Origin of the sequence: Saccharicrinis aurantiacus, from assembly GCF_001660705.2 — a bacterium.
GTDB classification, from domain to species: Bacteria; Bacteroidota; Bacteroidia; order Bacteroidales; family Marinilabiliaceae; genus Saccharicrinis; species Saccharicrinis aurantiacus.
The window spans coordinates 257,478-273,245 of record NZ_LYBV02000027.1 but is presented as its reverse complement, the minus strand read 5'-3'; the positions used below and the strand labels follow the sequence as shown (position 1 = coordinate 273,245).

Annotated in this window: 9 protein-coding genes; 6 read left to right on the top strand and 3 right to left on the bottom strand. The window is 33.5% G+C overall.

Annotated elements, in window-relative coordinates; all coding sequences use genetic code 11:
- Nucleotides 1-234 precede the first annotated feature (234 nt).
- From A8B35_RS12645 to A8B35_RS12620, 6 genes are all read left to right on the top strand, one after another.
- On the top strand, nucleotides 235-1,386 hold the full coding sequence (locus tag A8B35_RS12645) for a site-specific integrase (protein ID WP_075603132.1): 1,152 nt from the start codon (nucleotides 235-237) through the stop codon (nucleotides 1,384-1,386).
- 275 nt (nucleotides 1,387-1,661) lie between these two features.
- Nucleotides 1,662-4,346 carry an NB-ARC domain-containing protein gene (locus tag A8B35_RS12640; protein ID WP_075603131.1) on the top strand — a complete coding sequence of 895 codons (2,685 nt, stop codon included), beginning with the start codon at nucleotides 1,662-1,664 and terminating at the stop codon, nucleotides 4,344-4,346.
- A 117-nt stretch (nucleotides 4,347-4,463) separates the two neighbouring features.
- Nucleotides 4,464-5,531, top strand: a complete 1,068-nt coding sequence (locus tag A8B35_RS12635) for a hypothetical protein (protein ID WP_075603130.1) — start codon at nucleotides 4,464-4,466, stop codon at nucleotides 5,529-5,531.
- Complete coding sequence (locus A8B35_RS12630; protein WP_075603129.1) at nucleotides 5,528-7,045, top strand: PIN domain-containing protein; 1,518 nt, start codon at nucleotides 5,528-5,530, stop codon at nucleotides 7,043-7,045. Before A8B35_RS12635 ends, A8B35_RS12630 begins: the two co-directional genes overlap by 4 nt.
- On the top strand, nucleotides 7,023-7,406 hold the full coding sequence (locus A8B35_RS12625) for a hypothetical protein (RefSeq protein ID WP_075603128.1): 384 nt from the start codon (nucleotides 7,023-7,025) through the stop codon (nucleotides 7,404-7,406). Before A8B35_RS12630 ends, A8B35_RS12625 begins: the two co-directional genes overlap by 23 nt.
- Before the next feature lie 275 nt (nucleotides 7,407-7,681).
- Nucleotides 7,682-8,416, top strand: a complete 735-nt coding sequence (locus tag A8B35_RS12620) for a DNA/RNA non-specific endonuclease (RefSeq protein WP_083634440.1) — start codon at nucleotides 7,682-7,684, stop codon at nucleotides 8,414-8,416.
- A 15-nt stretch (nucleotides 8,417-8,431) separates the two neighbouring features.
- On the opposite strand, the gene A8B35_RS12615 is transcribed toward A8B35_RS12620, so the two are convergent.
- From A8B35_RS12615 to A8B35_RS12605, 3 genes are read right to left on the bottom strand one after another with little or no spacing between them, the layout of a single operon-like run.
- Nucleotides 8,432-10,258, bottom strand: coding sequence for a hypothetical protein (locus A8B35_RS12615; protein ID WP_075603126.1), 1,827 nt, complete (start codon nucleotides 10,256-10,258; stop codon nucleotides 8,432-8,434).
- Nucleotides 10,259-10,269: 11 nt separating this feature from the next.
- On the bottom strand, nucleotides 10,270-14,634 hold the full coding sequence (locus A8B35_RS12610) for a strawberry notch-like NTP hydrolase domain-containing protein (RefSeq protein WP_075603125.1): 4,365 nt from the start codon (nucleotides 14,632-14,634) through the stop codon (nucleotides 10,270-10,272).
- On the bottom strand, nucleotides 14,634-15,713 hold the full coding sequence (locus tag A8B35_RS12605; RefSeq protein WP_139314887.1) for a hypothetical protein: 1,080 nt from the start codon (nucleotides 15,711-15,713) through the stop codon (nucleotides 14,634-14,636). The genes A8B35_RS12610 and A8B35_RS12605 overlap by 1 nt, the downstream gene beginning before the upstream one ends.
- Nucleotides 15,714-15,768: the final 55 nt, after the last annotated feature.

Genomic DNA, 15,768 nt, shown 5'->3' with positions numbered 1-15,768 from the left:
TTTTGGAGGGAAATAAGCTCATTAAAAAGCATTTGAAACAGCAATTTCAAGCCATTTTTGGTGGACTTACAGCGGACTTTAAAATTACAAAACATAAAGCGTTGATATACGGGCACCTGAAGCAAATTTTCAGTTCCCTCTCTCTCCGCAGGTAAACTCTTTTAAGTAAGAATTAAGCAACCCAATTACAGTTAATGTAATTGGGTTTTTTTGTACCTTAATTTTACTTACGACATGAAAATTCTTTTTTGGCTTGCAAAAAACAAACGCAACAAACGAGGGCAAATCCCCATTTTTTGCAGAATTACTACAAACGGTGAACGAGCAGAGATCTCAACCAACATTTGGATACTTGAGAAAGATTTCGACAATAGATACAAAAAAGTTCGACACAGCGATATCCTGGCAGACTCATACAATAAAACCCTTCTCAGTATAACAACTAAGCTTAATAAGATTTATCATAATGCAGCATTTTTAGACGACTATGCACCAAATGCTAAACATATAAAGGAGGAGTATAAGAAAAATACAAAGAAACGAACCACTCACATAAAATCAATAATAAAGGAATATATCACAAACAAACACCCGACTAACAGTACTGAAGCTTTTAAGAAAGATAATAGATATGCCACTCTTGTGTTAATAGCTTTAACTAGTATAGGATTTCTCAATTGTAGCTTAAGTGAATACAATGATTATGTAATTGACAAATTAGCTCATGAAATAATAAATGAGCGCAAATACAGTATTGGTTATTGCAAGAAAACAATTAGCTTCTTCAAGAGCTCGCTTATATTCGCATACAATAGACAATATAGTACCCACTTCCCCAACTTTACTAAGTTAAACTATCGTGAAAGGACGAACATTATATATTTATCAGATGCTGAAATAAAAAGACTTTCAAATTATCGCTTTGATAGTGAAGCCCTAAATAATGTAAGAGATTGTTTTTTAATCCAATGCTATACCGGTTTAGCATTTATCGATATGAAAAACCTAAATAAAGAGAATATCCTATTCGAACAGGACGGACTTTGGATAAATAAAGTTCGCCAAAAAGTAAAGACTGCTGAATGCAATATCCCGCTCGCTCCCAATGCAGTTAAAATATTGCAAAAGTATGACTTCAAATTACCCATAGTTTCAAACCAGAAGTACAACACACACCTAAAAACGATTGCCTCACTCCTGGGCATTAATAAAAAACTAACTTCACACGTTGGTCGCAAAACTTATGCAACTTATCTCCTAAACAAAGATGTACCAATAGAAACGGTAAGTGCATTACTTGGACATTCAAATATCTCTATTACTCAAAAAGCCTATGCCAAGGTCTTACATATGAAAATAGCAAAAGACATTAGATCTGTATTTTAAATGACCCCTAATGTATTTTTTAGGGAATTAAAGTAGACATGCAACTTGCAAGGAAATTGATTAAAGAACATAACTTACGACGGCATTATTTATCAAAATAGTTATGGGAAATTGTCATTAACTTAACTCTAATTAAGAATAAATTTATATTAGAGAATAACTGACATCTATTAATATATAATTTTACTTTTATACAATAAAAACTTTCTCAAAGGTATCGATAGTGATGATTGTTTTTATGTTGTTGCTTAGAAACCAAAACTAATTTTGATAAAATGAATAACATCTTAAGTAAATTAAACCAAAAAATAAATTTTTTAGAAGGAACTAATCAGACCGAATCTTTAAAAATTCATTATCAATCGAAACTTGAGTACTCACTAATAATAACATTGGCGTATTTTTGGAATAAAAATTGGGAAAAGCTAAACCCTGATGATAAAGAGTATTGTATATCAAGTATATTAAGACCTTCTATTGGAAGTATTGCTGCTACTGCTCGAAAACTAGATCTGGATAAAGAAGTCTTTGGTAATAAAAAAGAGAAAGACTTATATAGATCTATCGATAAATATCCTAAAATTAGAAACGAAAAAATAGGACACGGTTACACTTTTGAGGATAATACAAATGACATTAATTCTACTCTAATAGAGTTAATCGAAAGTATTGAAAGATCAACATTTTTTATATTTAATGAACCTCATGATCTTATCCTAGTACAAGGGAAAAGTGAAAATGGATATTTTGGAATCAACTTCAAACCCGATGGATTTAATTATGCACCATGGAAATGCCCTATTAATTCAAATCTTTTTGACCTCAATAGTATCTATATACTAAATAAAAACAATGAGTATCATAAATTATCACCTTTTATTGAATTGAGTGAAGAAGGTGATCCATATTTATTTTCCTCCGTAGAAGAGAAATTGACAGGAAGAACAAAATACAACCAATTACTAAAGACAGGCATAATTCTAAAAGATAAAGAAGAGTTCGGTAAATTACTAATTAGTACCGATAAACATAAACGAAAAACTGCAAGCGGTACCATAATTAATAATTTCGACAAGAATTACAAAAAATTCATAGATATTGGAATCAAAGCACAGATTAAACAATTTTTGTTGAAAAATAAATCATCCGTTTTTGCCACAATTTGGGGGCATGGTGGGGTCGGAAAAACCGCAACAATTCAAAGTTTATGTGAAGACTTATCTAACGATACCTCAAAATATTTTGACTATATTATTTTTATTTCTGCAAAAGATAGATACTACAACTATTACAAAGGAGCAATACATGATATTGAAAATAGTTTAGATTCTTTAGAAGGCTTAATCAGTTATACAAATCAAATCATTTGTAATAATGAGAAATACGACTCTTCTACTATATTAGATTTTGAGGGCCAATTATTATTAATTATTGATGACTTTGAAACCTTCTCCAAAAAAGAGAATAAAGCTATTATTGAATTCATTAAAAAGCTAAACATTAATCATCATAAAGTAGTATTAACAACAAGATCAGCCACTTTCGTAACAGGGGAGGAAATAAAAACAAACGAACTCAACATTGACGAGACTAAAAAATTCTTAATTGAAGCTGCTCAAATTGAATTACCAGGATACAATATCAGTCACCTTGAGAAAGAGGTTCTTGACCAGGATAACCTAGGTAAGATACATAAAATTACAAGCGGTCGTCCGCTATTTATTTTTCAATTTGTAGTTTTATTAGGGCAAAAAGGCTCTATCAAAGAGACTTTAAGTTATGATATAAGATCGACTAAAGCTGCTATAAACTTTCTATATGATAGGATATATGACTATTTATCTGCTGATGCCAAAAATATGTTTGTTGCTGTCAGTTTATTGACAACTGAAGATGATTTAACAAACTTAATTGAAAAACTTCGTTTCATTCTGAATAAGGAAGATAAAGAGGAGGAATTCCAAGGTGCACTAAATGAATTAATAAAGCTTAAAATAATTGAATTAATCGATAAAGACTTCTTTAAAGTATATTCTACTGATATATACAGGTTAATGAAGAAGTATTACGAAAACAAAGGACCTGAATATGAGGGTAATATAACAAGCCGATTTCAACTTATTTCTAATTCTAAGTCATTAAATACAGAATGGGCCCTTTTAGAAAATGCGGACTCAAGTAGAATTGTTAGCTCTGAAGAGGTGATTGAGAATAAATACAGGTATATATTAAATAGAGAGCAATGCCCAGAAGCAATAAAAATCAAAGCAGTTGTGAACTTCTCTTCCTATTTAGTAATTCACAAAAATAAAATTGAAAAGGCAATTAAGCTTTACGATGACTACTATCATCAATTCGACACAAACAATGAGTATGTTAAACATTATTCAAGGTATTGTTGGACTGAAGGATCTGACGAGATGAAAGCTAAAGCAGTCGAAATATTACAACATTACTTCTTAACCAAACCAAAAATTGATAATGATATTTACATTGAATTACTTGGGCTTTTAATGGTTTACTCAACAGTTTTAATAGTAAGAGAGCGAGAAGAATTAAAAGAAACGTTAAGATATGGTGACTTATCAAGAAAGCAATATAACAAAATCTACAATACCCAAAAAGACCGATTCAAAGAACTATTTAAATATCCAGGATTAAAGCTATATAGATTAGCTAAAGAAGAAAATTTAGTAGCAATGAATTCAGGCCATAGACATAGCTGCCTTGAGGGATTATTTCATTTTGTTGAAATTTGTATGCGAAATGTACGAATTGACCTAGCAAAAGAAGTATGTCAATATGTAATAGATGTACTTCCACAAAACTTTCAGAAACCATTTATTTTTAAACTATCAAAAATAGATGCCATAGAAAACCCTAAAAGAAAGATTGACCCATATAAAAAAGTAGAAACAGAATTTGGTTTAAAGCTTAAAGATGCATTACTAAAGAAATAAAGACATATAACTTTTATACAATTTATGGTAGAACAGGTACTAAATGTAAAGAATGCAGTATAAACTGATACACCATTTGAGCAACACCTGACTAACGATAGTTATACAACTATATTTATGGAAAACAATTACTTCATATTTACAGAAAAAACAAATAAAAATGGGCTTGAACGATTTCATATTTGCACATGGGAGTTTAAAGACAATTCTGCACTCATCGAATTTGGAGGAGAGATAAAAGATGCATTTGATATAGTAGACGAAAGAGTTACCTTGATGTTTTATATACCATGGATCTCAAGTAACCACTTAATAGTAGACTTATACGATAAGCTTAAAGAATCTGAAAATAGCAGGTTCATTTTCAATGACTCCCTATCTGGTCATGAATTTTTGGATGGAGGACAAAAGAAAAATGGAGTAATACAAAAATTTGAGAATAGGGATCCTCTATGCATGATTCCAATTGAATCGTCAATTGATTGTGCGACTAAGATTGTTTCCATCTCAATAAATATTAAAAATCTAAAAACGATCGAACGAATTGATAAAACAAGTTTATATTTCCGTTTTTATATAGAACCCAAAATTGATCTACTTTCAACTCGCAAAACAGGAATAAGCCGATCAACAATAATTTATGATTTGAAGGTAAATGAAAGACGAAATTTACCTGAAGATTCTATGATCGACTTTAACGAACTAAAACTTTGCAATATAAAAGCTTGCTTTGCTTTTAATATACTTCCTAATTCATATGACTTAACTTTTTTTGATTCTAGTACATTAAAGAATATAAGAACATTAGAATTCGATTCTTTTAAGAAATACTTAGGAGATAATAGGGTGAAAAAAGATGAGCTTGTTGTCGTTTTTAACAAGAAAGAAAAGCAGGATAGTTATGCATTCTTCTCAATATTTTCAAAGGAACGCATTGGAGCAGGTCAATTTGCCTTAGCTGTGCTAGTAAATTTAATATGTGGAATTCTTTTATTTATTCCTTCGTTTAGACAAAACCTTAACGTAGAAGTTATTTCAAAAACATTTTGGAAAAACCTTCCATTCGAAGTCTACTTATCAATAGCTATTGGGTTAATAATAGTTAGCTATTTTATATGGCCAAGAATTAGTTATATTATTCAAGTATTAGTCTCATATGTAAAGAAAAAAAACAGTACGAAATGAAAGCATTATTAGATACAAATATTATTATCCATAGAGAGACACCACGTGTTATAAATCAAGATATTGGCATATTATTTAAGTGGTTAGATAAAGGACGATATACTAAATGTATTCATCCAATAACTATTGAAGAGATCTGCAAAAATAAAAATAAGCAGACGGTCGATAGTCTGAAAGTGAAACTGGAAAGTTATTACTTATTAAAAACGATTGCCCCACTTGCTGATGAAGTTATAAATGTTTCTAATAAAATAGACAATGGTAGTAATGATAAAAATGATACTAGTTTATTAAATGAAGTCTATAACGACAGAGTTGACATATTAGTAACTGAAGATAAGAAAATACATAAAAAAGCTGCATTCTTAGATATAGCAGATAAAGTATTTACCATTGACTCTTTTTTAGAAAAAGTTGTTTCAGAAAACCCTGAATTAGTTAATTACAAAGTATTAAGTGTAACAAAGAACCTTTTTGGAGAAATTGATATTAACGACTTATTTTTTGATTCATTTCGAGAAGATTATCCAGGCTTTGATAAATGGTTTAATAAAAAAGCAGATGAGACAGCATATGTAACACGAAATATGGGGAAGGTCTTATCTTTTCTTTATCTAAAAGTAGAAAATAGGGATGAAAATTACAGTGATATTGAACCAAAATTCCTACCCAAAAAGAGATTGAAAATTGGGACATTTAAAGTCGTAAGTAATGGAGTTCGCCTTGGTGAACGATTTTTAAAAATAATTTTGGATAACGCAATTCAATATAAGGTAGATGAGATTTATGTAACAATATTTGAAAAGACAGAAGAACAGATTAGGCTTATTAATTTGCTTGAAGATTGGGGCTTCAAAAGACATGGAAAAAAAGGTGGGGAAGTGGTTCTGACAAAGGATTTCATTCCTGAATATAACTCTAATAATCCTAAGATATCATACCCTTACATCTCGACTAATACAAATGTATTTTTAGTCCCTATTTATCCAAAATATCATACAGAACTCTTGCCAGATTCTTATTTAAATGATGAATCCCCTAAGGACTTTATTGAAAATGAACCACATCGAAATGCGATAAGCAAGTCATATATATGTAGGTCTATTGAAAGGGATATTAAGAAAGGAGATATTATTGTTTTTTATCGAACAAAAACACCTGGCAAGTCCGCATATTATACTAGCGTAATAACGACAATTGGAATCGTTGAAGAAAAGATCGACAATATAAAGGATGAAAATGATTTTATTTTAAAATGCAGAAAACGTAGTATATTTACCGACAATTATCTTAAAGAGTTTTGGAATTATAGCAATTACAGGCCCTTTATAATAAAGTTCCTATATGTATATTCTTTCGCAGTCGGTGCGCGATTAAATAGGAAGAGCCTATTAAATTTAAAGATTATTTCTGGAGAAGAAAATGAATTGAGGGGATTAAGAAGGATAACAAGAGAACAGTTTTTAATTTTATTAAAGGAAACACAAACTAATGAAAGTATTATTGTCGATTAAACCTGAATACGCATATAAAATATTTGATGGCTCAAAAAAATATGAATTTAGACGTACTTTATTTAAAAACACAAATGTAAAAACGATTGTAGTATATGCATCCTCCCCAGTTCAGAAAGTAATTGGAGAATTTGAAATAGACTCTATATTAAATGAAGGTTTAGATTCATTGTGGCAAAAGACTAAAGACTTTTCAGGTATAAGTAGGGGATTCTTTTTTGATTATTTTTCGAATAAAGAAAATGGTTATGCAATAAAAATCAAAAAGACTAAAATGTATAAGGAAGCACTTTGTATTAAAGAAGATTTTAACGCCAAGCCTCCACAGTCATTTATGTATTTGAAGGATTGTGTAATTTAAATAACCTTGGACATTTGAAACAACCGAAAACTCTGAAAGGATTTGTATGTTTTACACCATCCTTTTACCAATCATAAAAACTATTTATTTCATGAGCATTGTTTAAAACCTATATATTTTAGCTTAATGTGAGTTGATAATGAATAAAACCAAGGTACATTTAAATAATCACCAGTGACCTAAAATTTCACTGGTGGCCACCTAATTCTTTATTGAAAAATGGCTAATTTACAAAATAGATGAACTTATTTTGTCCCTGTTAAGTTGTTATTAATATGAAATATTTTTTCTTCATAGTGCTAGGTATTATTTCAGTACAATTGTATGCTCAGAACTTTAATTGCATTCCTAGATCAAAAGGAAACCATCAGATTATTAACTATTCTCAATTCATAATATCGTACAATGATATTCATGAACAACCCGATTGGGTTGCCTATGACCTTACTAGAATTGAAGCTCTATCAAAATTAAATAGGTGTGATTGCTTTAAAGAAGATCATAATGTTATTCTAGGTAGTGCTACTCTAGCAGATTACACCTCTAGCGGATTTGATAGGGGACACCTCTCTCCTGCAGGCGATAATAACACCTCCGAAAAAGCAAATAGAGAATCATTCTTACTATCAAATATGAGCCCCCAATTACCATCATTTAATAGAGGTATTTGGGAACATTTGGAATCTTGGGTTAGAGAACAAGCAATTTTACATGAACAGATATACATTGCCACAGGTCCAGTATTTATTAATAACTTAGGTAAGATTGGTAAAAATAACGTTACAATTCCAGGATATTTTTATAAGGTGCTTTTACGATTTGAAGGAGAGAAAGCCTACTCAATTGGTTTTCTTCTACCCCATATCGGAGCAACAGGAGAATTTAAGGAATATGCTGTTCCTGTAAATACTATAGAAACACTAACTGGTATTGATTTTTATCCTGATTTACCAAATACAATAGAAAATAAAGTTGAATCCCAATTCTATTTAAAAAAATGGGATCTTTGATTTAAGGCAGTTAAACTAACTGACTTTTTGAGTATTTGTGTCTAATAATTTTCTTTCAAACACCAAATAAGTCAAATCTTCACCACTATATCTATTCTTCTCACAAATAGCTTTACCCCCTGCTTGTACCTGGATAACAATTCCTGCATCATATTCAGGACCTGAACCACCCCTTGCAGTACCATTTGTTGTAGACTGAAAAATGATGATAAACATGGTCTTTGGGAACTCCTTTCTTAAGTCATCAAAATCGGTTGATTTAATGTTAGGTATCTTTCCCCAGGAATCAATACAAACTACATCAAATATTTTTGCTGCTGCCCTAATATCATCAAGGCCATTTGGAGCTGCATCAGCTATTTGTACTTTATCAGCTATTGTTGGAGATATGTAAGTGTCACGCATATCTTTTACAATATTAGATTGCTTGCCAATCTCAAGTGAAAAACAACCAACTGTGAAACCTGCTTTAGCAAATACATTCATCATTTGATAGGTCATACGGCTCTTCCCTGCCCCTTTTTCACCTCGCAGCAATATTGAGTACTCATATCGCTCAACATACCCTAAAAACTTACCTAAATCGGTTGGTAGTTCAATTTTACTTTGGCCATTGTCTGCTACTTCTGCAGTAATAGGTGTGAATAGCTCCGATTTTACTTCTTCATTATCTTCAACACCATCTACTCTAGCAGGAACTTCAGGTTTTAGCTCCACTGAAAATCGACTAACAACAATTGGTTCTTCTTGTACCGAGGGTTCGAATCCTTTTGGCTCCATAACCTGTTCCTTGAGTTTTTCTGGAGTTGATTTATCTTCAACTCCATTTAACTGTGTTCTTTTAGCTTTCTTCTTTACTGATTTCTTTTTACTAGGCTCACCACTACCAAGGCTCTTCTTTGGCTTCTTTTTGGCAGTGGCTTTAGGCTTTCCCACACAGAACACGTTATCAAGACCGCTTAAAGCCGTTGGTTCAATAGCCACTATATCTGTTTTACCCTCTAGGTAGTTTTTCATTGCAAAATGAGCTGCATATATTTCTTTCTCATAGAAGTCTCCTTTTTCTAATTTGCCTTTTAAGTTTGCATTAGTAAATGCATCTGCAATTCGTTTTACTTTATCTCTATCGGGTTTTATTTCACCCTCAATACCAACAAAGCGTTTAAGCAAATTAACCGATGTACGAATAGCAAGCTCTTTTGATGCTGCGGTTACTTCTTTACTAAACTTATCGTCTAGCTCCATAGTCGCATGTGTTAACTTCTGCTTTGTCATTGCATCCAGTAAGGCCGCCATTTTCTTGGAACACTGAACAACTAAGCCAGCATGTTTACTTATACGGCTTACTTTTCGCTCTGTTATTCTACGTTCAAAATCACGATAAATAGTAAGAATAGTTCTACGTTGACGTTCTTTACCTATGCAACCTGCAAATCTGCGGATCAAACGTACATCTTCGGTATAATGCTCTGTTTTAATTGGCTCAACCTTGCATTTAGGAATTTCTTCCTTGTTACATTTTTTGATTTTTTTTGTTGGAGTAGCCTTTTTTGCAACAGTTGTTTTTAAAGTTTTAGAATGCTTTGGAACGGTTTGGGACGTTTTGGAACGATTTGGAACACTTTTGGAACACTTAAGTTGTTTTTGTTGATTAGCATACTCTCTTTTTATAATATCATTAACCAACTTCATATGATTATCTAACATTTCTTGTATGTCCTTATCTTCATCGTAGAACTCTGCGTAATCGGCAAAGTCTTTGTGAGCATCTTTAATGTAGTCGGGCTGTTTGGCAAAGTTTACTTTTGCTGTTTTCTCTTTGTAGTTATTGATTGTTAACATAGGAATATATTTTAAGCTGCTTGTTTTTGTTTAATGATGATTGCTTTTGCACGAAGCTTTAACAATTTCAACTTTCGAGCTTTGTTACTTGGTTTCTTCTTTGAGCTTTGTTTCTCAATCTTAGAATCAAAGGTTTTCTTGTCTTTTGCTAGTGTTTCTTTAGCATCAATGGTTAATTGGTCGTTATCACTGTACCCTCTGCGATGTGGCTGTATTTGGCTTTCAAATATCTGTCTACCCACTTTAAATGATACACCGTGTCGGTTACTCATTAAGCCTAATAACTTGGCTATCTTTTCTTCGCTAACCATTCCAGTCATTGAGCCTGAAACCATTTCAAAACCGTGAGAACCCTCTACCAATTTAATTATTTCAGCATCCTTATAGATGGCCTGTGTACCTCTACCTTTGGGTATAATGAATTTGAAGCCCTGCGGATTGCGGAAAATACCAATGTTATTCTCACTTGAAATACTACTACCATTACTCATAGATTTTATGTAATGTGCAGCATCTTTGGCAGCAACTATTACATACGCATCCTCATTGGTTTTGCCTTTGTTATTGTTTGGTGACCAGTTTTCAGGAAGTAACACACCTTTCTTTACATCACCATTGATAGTTGTATAAGATACCAGTTTCCCATTATCACCTGCGGCTTGCAGTAGGTTACCAGTTAATATGTAACGAATACGCCTTGATGCCTGAAAAGCTTTGGTGTAATCATCCCAATTATTTAAGATGTTGTTAGCTGTATTGTTATCCAAACGGTAAGAACGTGCCTGTATGCGTTCCAGTTCTTTACCTGTATCTCCTGAGCAAGCTAAAATAAACTGTTTACGTGAATCGGCTATGGCAATACGAACCTTTACTGCGGATGGTGCAAAAGGGTTCTTCTTTTTCATATCAACGGCCACTCCTAAACAAATGGCTTTTGTGCTTTCTCCATCAAAGAAAGGTGAGGGAACTTGTAATCCACGACCTAATGTAAAGAATGATATAATGTTTTGTATAAAGTTCTTTTTATTATCTAAAGCACGAAGTTTTACTTCACGTTCTTTAATACGAGCATCTTCTAATTCTTTCCCTCTTACCTGAAAATAATTTGATTGCTCTGATTTAGCTAACTTCTTAAATTTAGGTTCTTCCGATACATTATTAATCAGATTATTGTACTTATCCTCAATGTTATTTATCTCTGATGTTTTTTGTTCAGCAACAAAGTCTTCAAGAGCAAATATCAATTCAGTTTTAATATCCTCACTGGTTCTACCATCGCTTAGTTTAGCTAATTCAACACCAAGCTCAGCCTGTTTGAATGGTTTTTTAAGCACATTACATTCGCATCGCTCCAAGAATGTATCTTGACTGAATGCTGAAGTACCTCCTTTACCTGCTTTCACAATCTTTTTATCAAGTGTTTCAGCCTGTAAGTTTACCGTTTCTACCTCTAGGTCGTATTCATCGGTTTGCTTCAAATAATCAACGTATTCGTTGTATCGCTCAATAATATCTTTGTAAAATTGTTCCTGTTCTTTTACTGGAAGTATGGCCACACGCCCTGATACTTTGTGTGCTGCATGGTCTTGTGGTTTTTCTTCATCCCTGCTTGTCTTTTCTTTGTCACCACCAAGGTTTAAAGGGTCGCCCAATGCCTTGTTTAGCTTCGGGTTTTCGATCAGGTATTCAGTTACAACCTTTGAACCATATTTATTAAGGAAATCATCACTTTTAAGCTGTTCTTCGCTACTCTTTTGGTTCGATGTGGTATTGGCATCTAAAGACTTTAGTTTCTTCTTTAACATCATCATTAAACGCTTTTCGGCAGGTATGGATGATATTAAGTAATCGTACCTTGGTTTAATGATTTGGCCTGTACGATTAATACGGCCACGCTTTTGTATTTCGGTATTGATATTCAGCTCTGCTTGCAAAATAACCATTACACGTTTGCGTACTTCGCTTTCCTTTACCTTATCGGTAACAATGGCATGAGCTGATGCGCCAGTAGAACCACTTTGATTAATCAATAAACAATCCAGTTCGTTGTTATTAAACTCACGGAATAAGTCGTTAGTGCTTTCCTTTTTTCTGCGCATTATCTGCGCCACATTGGTATTGATTGAAAGACCGTTTAATCTTCTGTTCAGGTAATAGCTTAATGGTTTTGAACCATCAAAAAAGAAGTCAAGTTCTATACCCCCTTTTAGTGGCCCTCTGTATAAGGTTTTAATTTCCTCACGTGAGATATAACCAAACTCTGCCATTTGCATATCACCATTTAAAATAGTGTAGCCATAGAATGTATCTTTACCATCCCATTCTGTTATAAACCATTCGCTTTCACCATAGAAATAGCGAAGCTTTGGAAATACAAAGTCATTCAATTGCAATACCGTGGCTGTTTTCTTTTTGGCATCATTATAGGCTTTGGTACTTTGCCCTATTTTCGGCATTTGCTTAATGGTTTCCTCAAAATCTTTTAGTATATCCCAATGTTCCTCACTACCTACTATGGCCTTTTGTTGGAAGTCAGGCATAATCAGTTTAACCTTTTTAGGAATATCCGAAAGCTTTAATTTTTTGTCAGCTTTAGGCGTTACTTTATAATCCCCAAACTTCAATGCTACTTTACGGCCTGTTACCTCTCCTACCTTAAACCCTGCATCCTCAATTTTCTGAACAATAAGGTCAATAGGACTTACACTAATGCCTACGCTCATACTATCTATTTTATCAAGTATGCGGTAGTACTCATTTTGCGATGGTTGTGGTAAACTTGCCAGTTCAATGCTTTTTTTCTGTGTTTTACCATCGGGTAAACGTTCCGATATTTGCATAACACTATCCAACGCTTTTTCCAGTACTCCTGAAAAATCGGACTTCACAATATCATCTATTTCTCCTAAATCTTCAACAAATGCACCCATGGTAGATGCAAAGGCCACCACTGGTTTAAATCCTTGCTTTAACAACTCAATGGTATGATCTGCTACGGCTTCTGCTTTAATAGAGAATAGGAGCTGATTAATAACGTTGAAAACCTTTGAGAAATACGGCATATTATCTACACCTGCTTTCTTAGTTCCCATGCGTTCAGTAATCTCTTTACCCTCTGCAGCTGCAATGTCGTCTAATTCATCTACAACAGGGTCGATATGCACTTCTTGAAAAGCAATAATATCACGGATGATGCTTGTTACATCATCGGCAATTCTAGTATGCTCTTTTGTATGAGAATCCATATTGAAGTAATTCACTTCAACACCCTCGAAGCTTCTTTCACGCCTGATTAATTGCCCCTCAAGTACCAATTGAGAAGAAAGAACCTCTTGTAATGCTACTCCACCGTTGGTAATAGCTTCTACTAAATCATCACTTGTCATATTAGCTTCGCTCATGGCAGTTTTTTGAGCGTATATCGGCATATTATCAGGTCTTTTTGCATAAGTAGCAGAAAGAAAAACAACACCTTTGGTAAGTCTTAATACTTCTTGCATAAACAAGCCAGTATTACTACTGCCTGATGAATTATGCGCTTCATCCATTACAATCAAGCTACCTTTAGCCACTTTCTGTAGAAAGGTCGGTTTTAAAGGCTTTTTTTCGGGTTGATTGAATTGTGAGTATGTTGCACATACAAAATCATAATCACTGCCTAATTTGCCCGATTCAAGCACCTTATCGTGCTGTACTTTTGGTAATGCTTGATGCACTATATTACCATCCTTATCTTTGATATGGGTTTTGGCATCCCTAGCGTTTACTATAAATGGGTCAAACTGGTCTGATTGAATATCTACCAAATCACGATACAGGTCACTAAATAAATTAGGCTTTTCGGATAGAAAGATAGGTTTCATCCCCTGCATAATACCATAACGAATCATAGCTGCAGCTTGTCTACCTTTACCAATACCTGTTTGGTCACCAATTATTATTCCCTGGTTCTTTTCTTCAATATTGTAGATAGCCAATGCTACACTATCAACCTGTTCGGCTGCAAGTGACTTCAAAAGCTCTTCGTCGCTATATTTTAGCTTTTCTTTTACGTAATCAATCAATGGTTTGCCAATGGCCGCTTTTACCTTACGAATGGCTATGTGCATTTCATATCCCATAGAATCGGGAACTACGGTATTTAAAATAAAGCCCTGTTCTGCAGCGGGTATGTATGGCATCCCTAATCCCTCATATTGGATTATACCATTAAGGTAATCCCACTTACTTTCGTTTAATGGTTTGGTAAGGAAGAACGTTTTATGATTTCTTGACCTGAATCCCATCTCGCGCAAACGTTGTTGCAATTGATCGCTCGCTTTTTGGGCTAGATCTATGTATAATACACCATTTTCTATGGTAATAAGTCCTTTCATTATAGTGCCTGTTTTTGTAATATTATTAAAGCTTTGGCTCTTAGTTTGAGTTTCTTTTTTATGTCAATATCCCGTAAGCCTACACGATCGTAAAGCTCTTCATAAGAGTTTATTACTTCGGTTAATTGAGAGTTCTTAAGTGGAGCAACTCCATTGGGCTCAACTTTGCGGCCATTAATCAGAATCAATCGAACATCAAACCCTGTACCTTGCTTTGTATAAAGCTTTTTACCATTGATAGAAATAACATCTTCAACATTATAGTGGTGGTATAGATAATTCAGGAAAATGCGGTTTTTACCTCTTGTTAGTCTCCCTTTGGCATCATAAGAAGAATGCCCCCCTACAATAATGGCTGCTTTACCAGAATCTTTCATCGTGTCTAAAGCGGTAATGGACATTGCATGGTCTAGGTGCTTAATCAAGAAACCACCTGCTTTAATCGGTTCGTCCAATGTAGCGAATGGTGGATTAGTAGCAATACCATCAAAGTACTGGTAATACTTCTTAAATGGTAAGGTAGCATCTTGATTGCTCACCACTTTATAAGGTTGTCTTTTTAGGTTGGATAAACGAATAGAATCTAATTCGTTAACGTAAGTTTGATTGTATGGAAATGCAACGGTTAATAGACCGTTACCGGCACTTGGTTCAAAGTAACGTGAATTGCTCTTGCCATCAATCACATACTTAGATGCCAAGTAAGCAAGTGGTATAGGCGTTGAGTATTGTTGCAACATCATAGAGTGTGATGTACGCAATGATAAATTATGCTGAATATTGTATAAGTCAACCAGTGCATCAAAAGTAACCTTTAAACCTTTTGTATCTGCTATTCTTCGTCGCCCAATACTAACTAATGCCAGTTCCGATAATTCTTTAACCCATGTTTTATCAACAATACCAAAACGCTCACCCTCTTTTTCAAGTGAATGTTTATTGTATCTAGTTCCTGATGTTATTGTTTTAACAAGGTGGTGGTAAAATTTATCTTCTTTAGTCATTGAACTCTCTCTCCATGTACCAATATGCGTAACTCCATTTATTACCCTGCCAGTTGTCTGGAACAAGGTTTTCAAGCAACCAAGCTTCTACCTGTTCAGTAGAAACTTGATTCAATAATTCTGTTTGGTA

Excerpts from the sequence above, each read along its gene's own strand:
- A8B35_RS12645 (WP_075603132.1), top strand. The coding sequence starts at position 235 with ATGAAAATTCTTTTTTGGCTTGCAAAAAACAAACGCAACAAACGAGGG.
- A8B35_RS12640 (WP_075603131.1), top strand. The coding sequence starts at position 1,662 with ATGAATAACATCTTAAGTAAATTAAACCAAAAAATAAATTTTTTAGAA.
- A8B35_RS12635 (WP_075603130.1), top strand. The coding sequence starts at position 4,464 with ATGGAAAACAATTACTTCATATTTACAGAAAAAACAAATAAAAATGGG.
- A8B35_RS12630 (WP_075603129.1), top strand. The coding sequence starts at position 5,528 with ATGAAAGCATTATTAGATACAAATATTATTATCCATAGAGAGACACCA.
- A8B35_RS12625 (WP_075603128.1), top strand. The coding sequence starts at position 7,023 with ATGAAAGTATTATTGTCGATTAAACCTGAATACGCATATAAAATATTT.
- A8B35_RS12620 (WP_083634440.1), top strand. The coding sequence starts at position 7,682 with ATGAAATATTTTTTCTTCATAGTGCTAGGTATTATTTCAGTACAATTG.
- A8B35_RS12615 (WP_075603126.1), bottom strand. The coding sequence starts at position 10,258 with ATGTTAACAATCAATAACTACAAAGAGAAAACAGCAAAAGTAAACTTT.
- A8B35_RS12610 (WP_075603125.1), bottom strand. The coding sequence starts at position 14,634 with ATGAAAGGACTTATTACCATAGAAAATGGTGTATTATACATAGATCTA.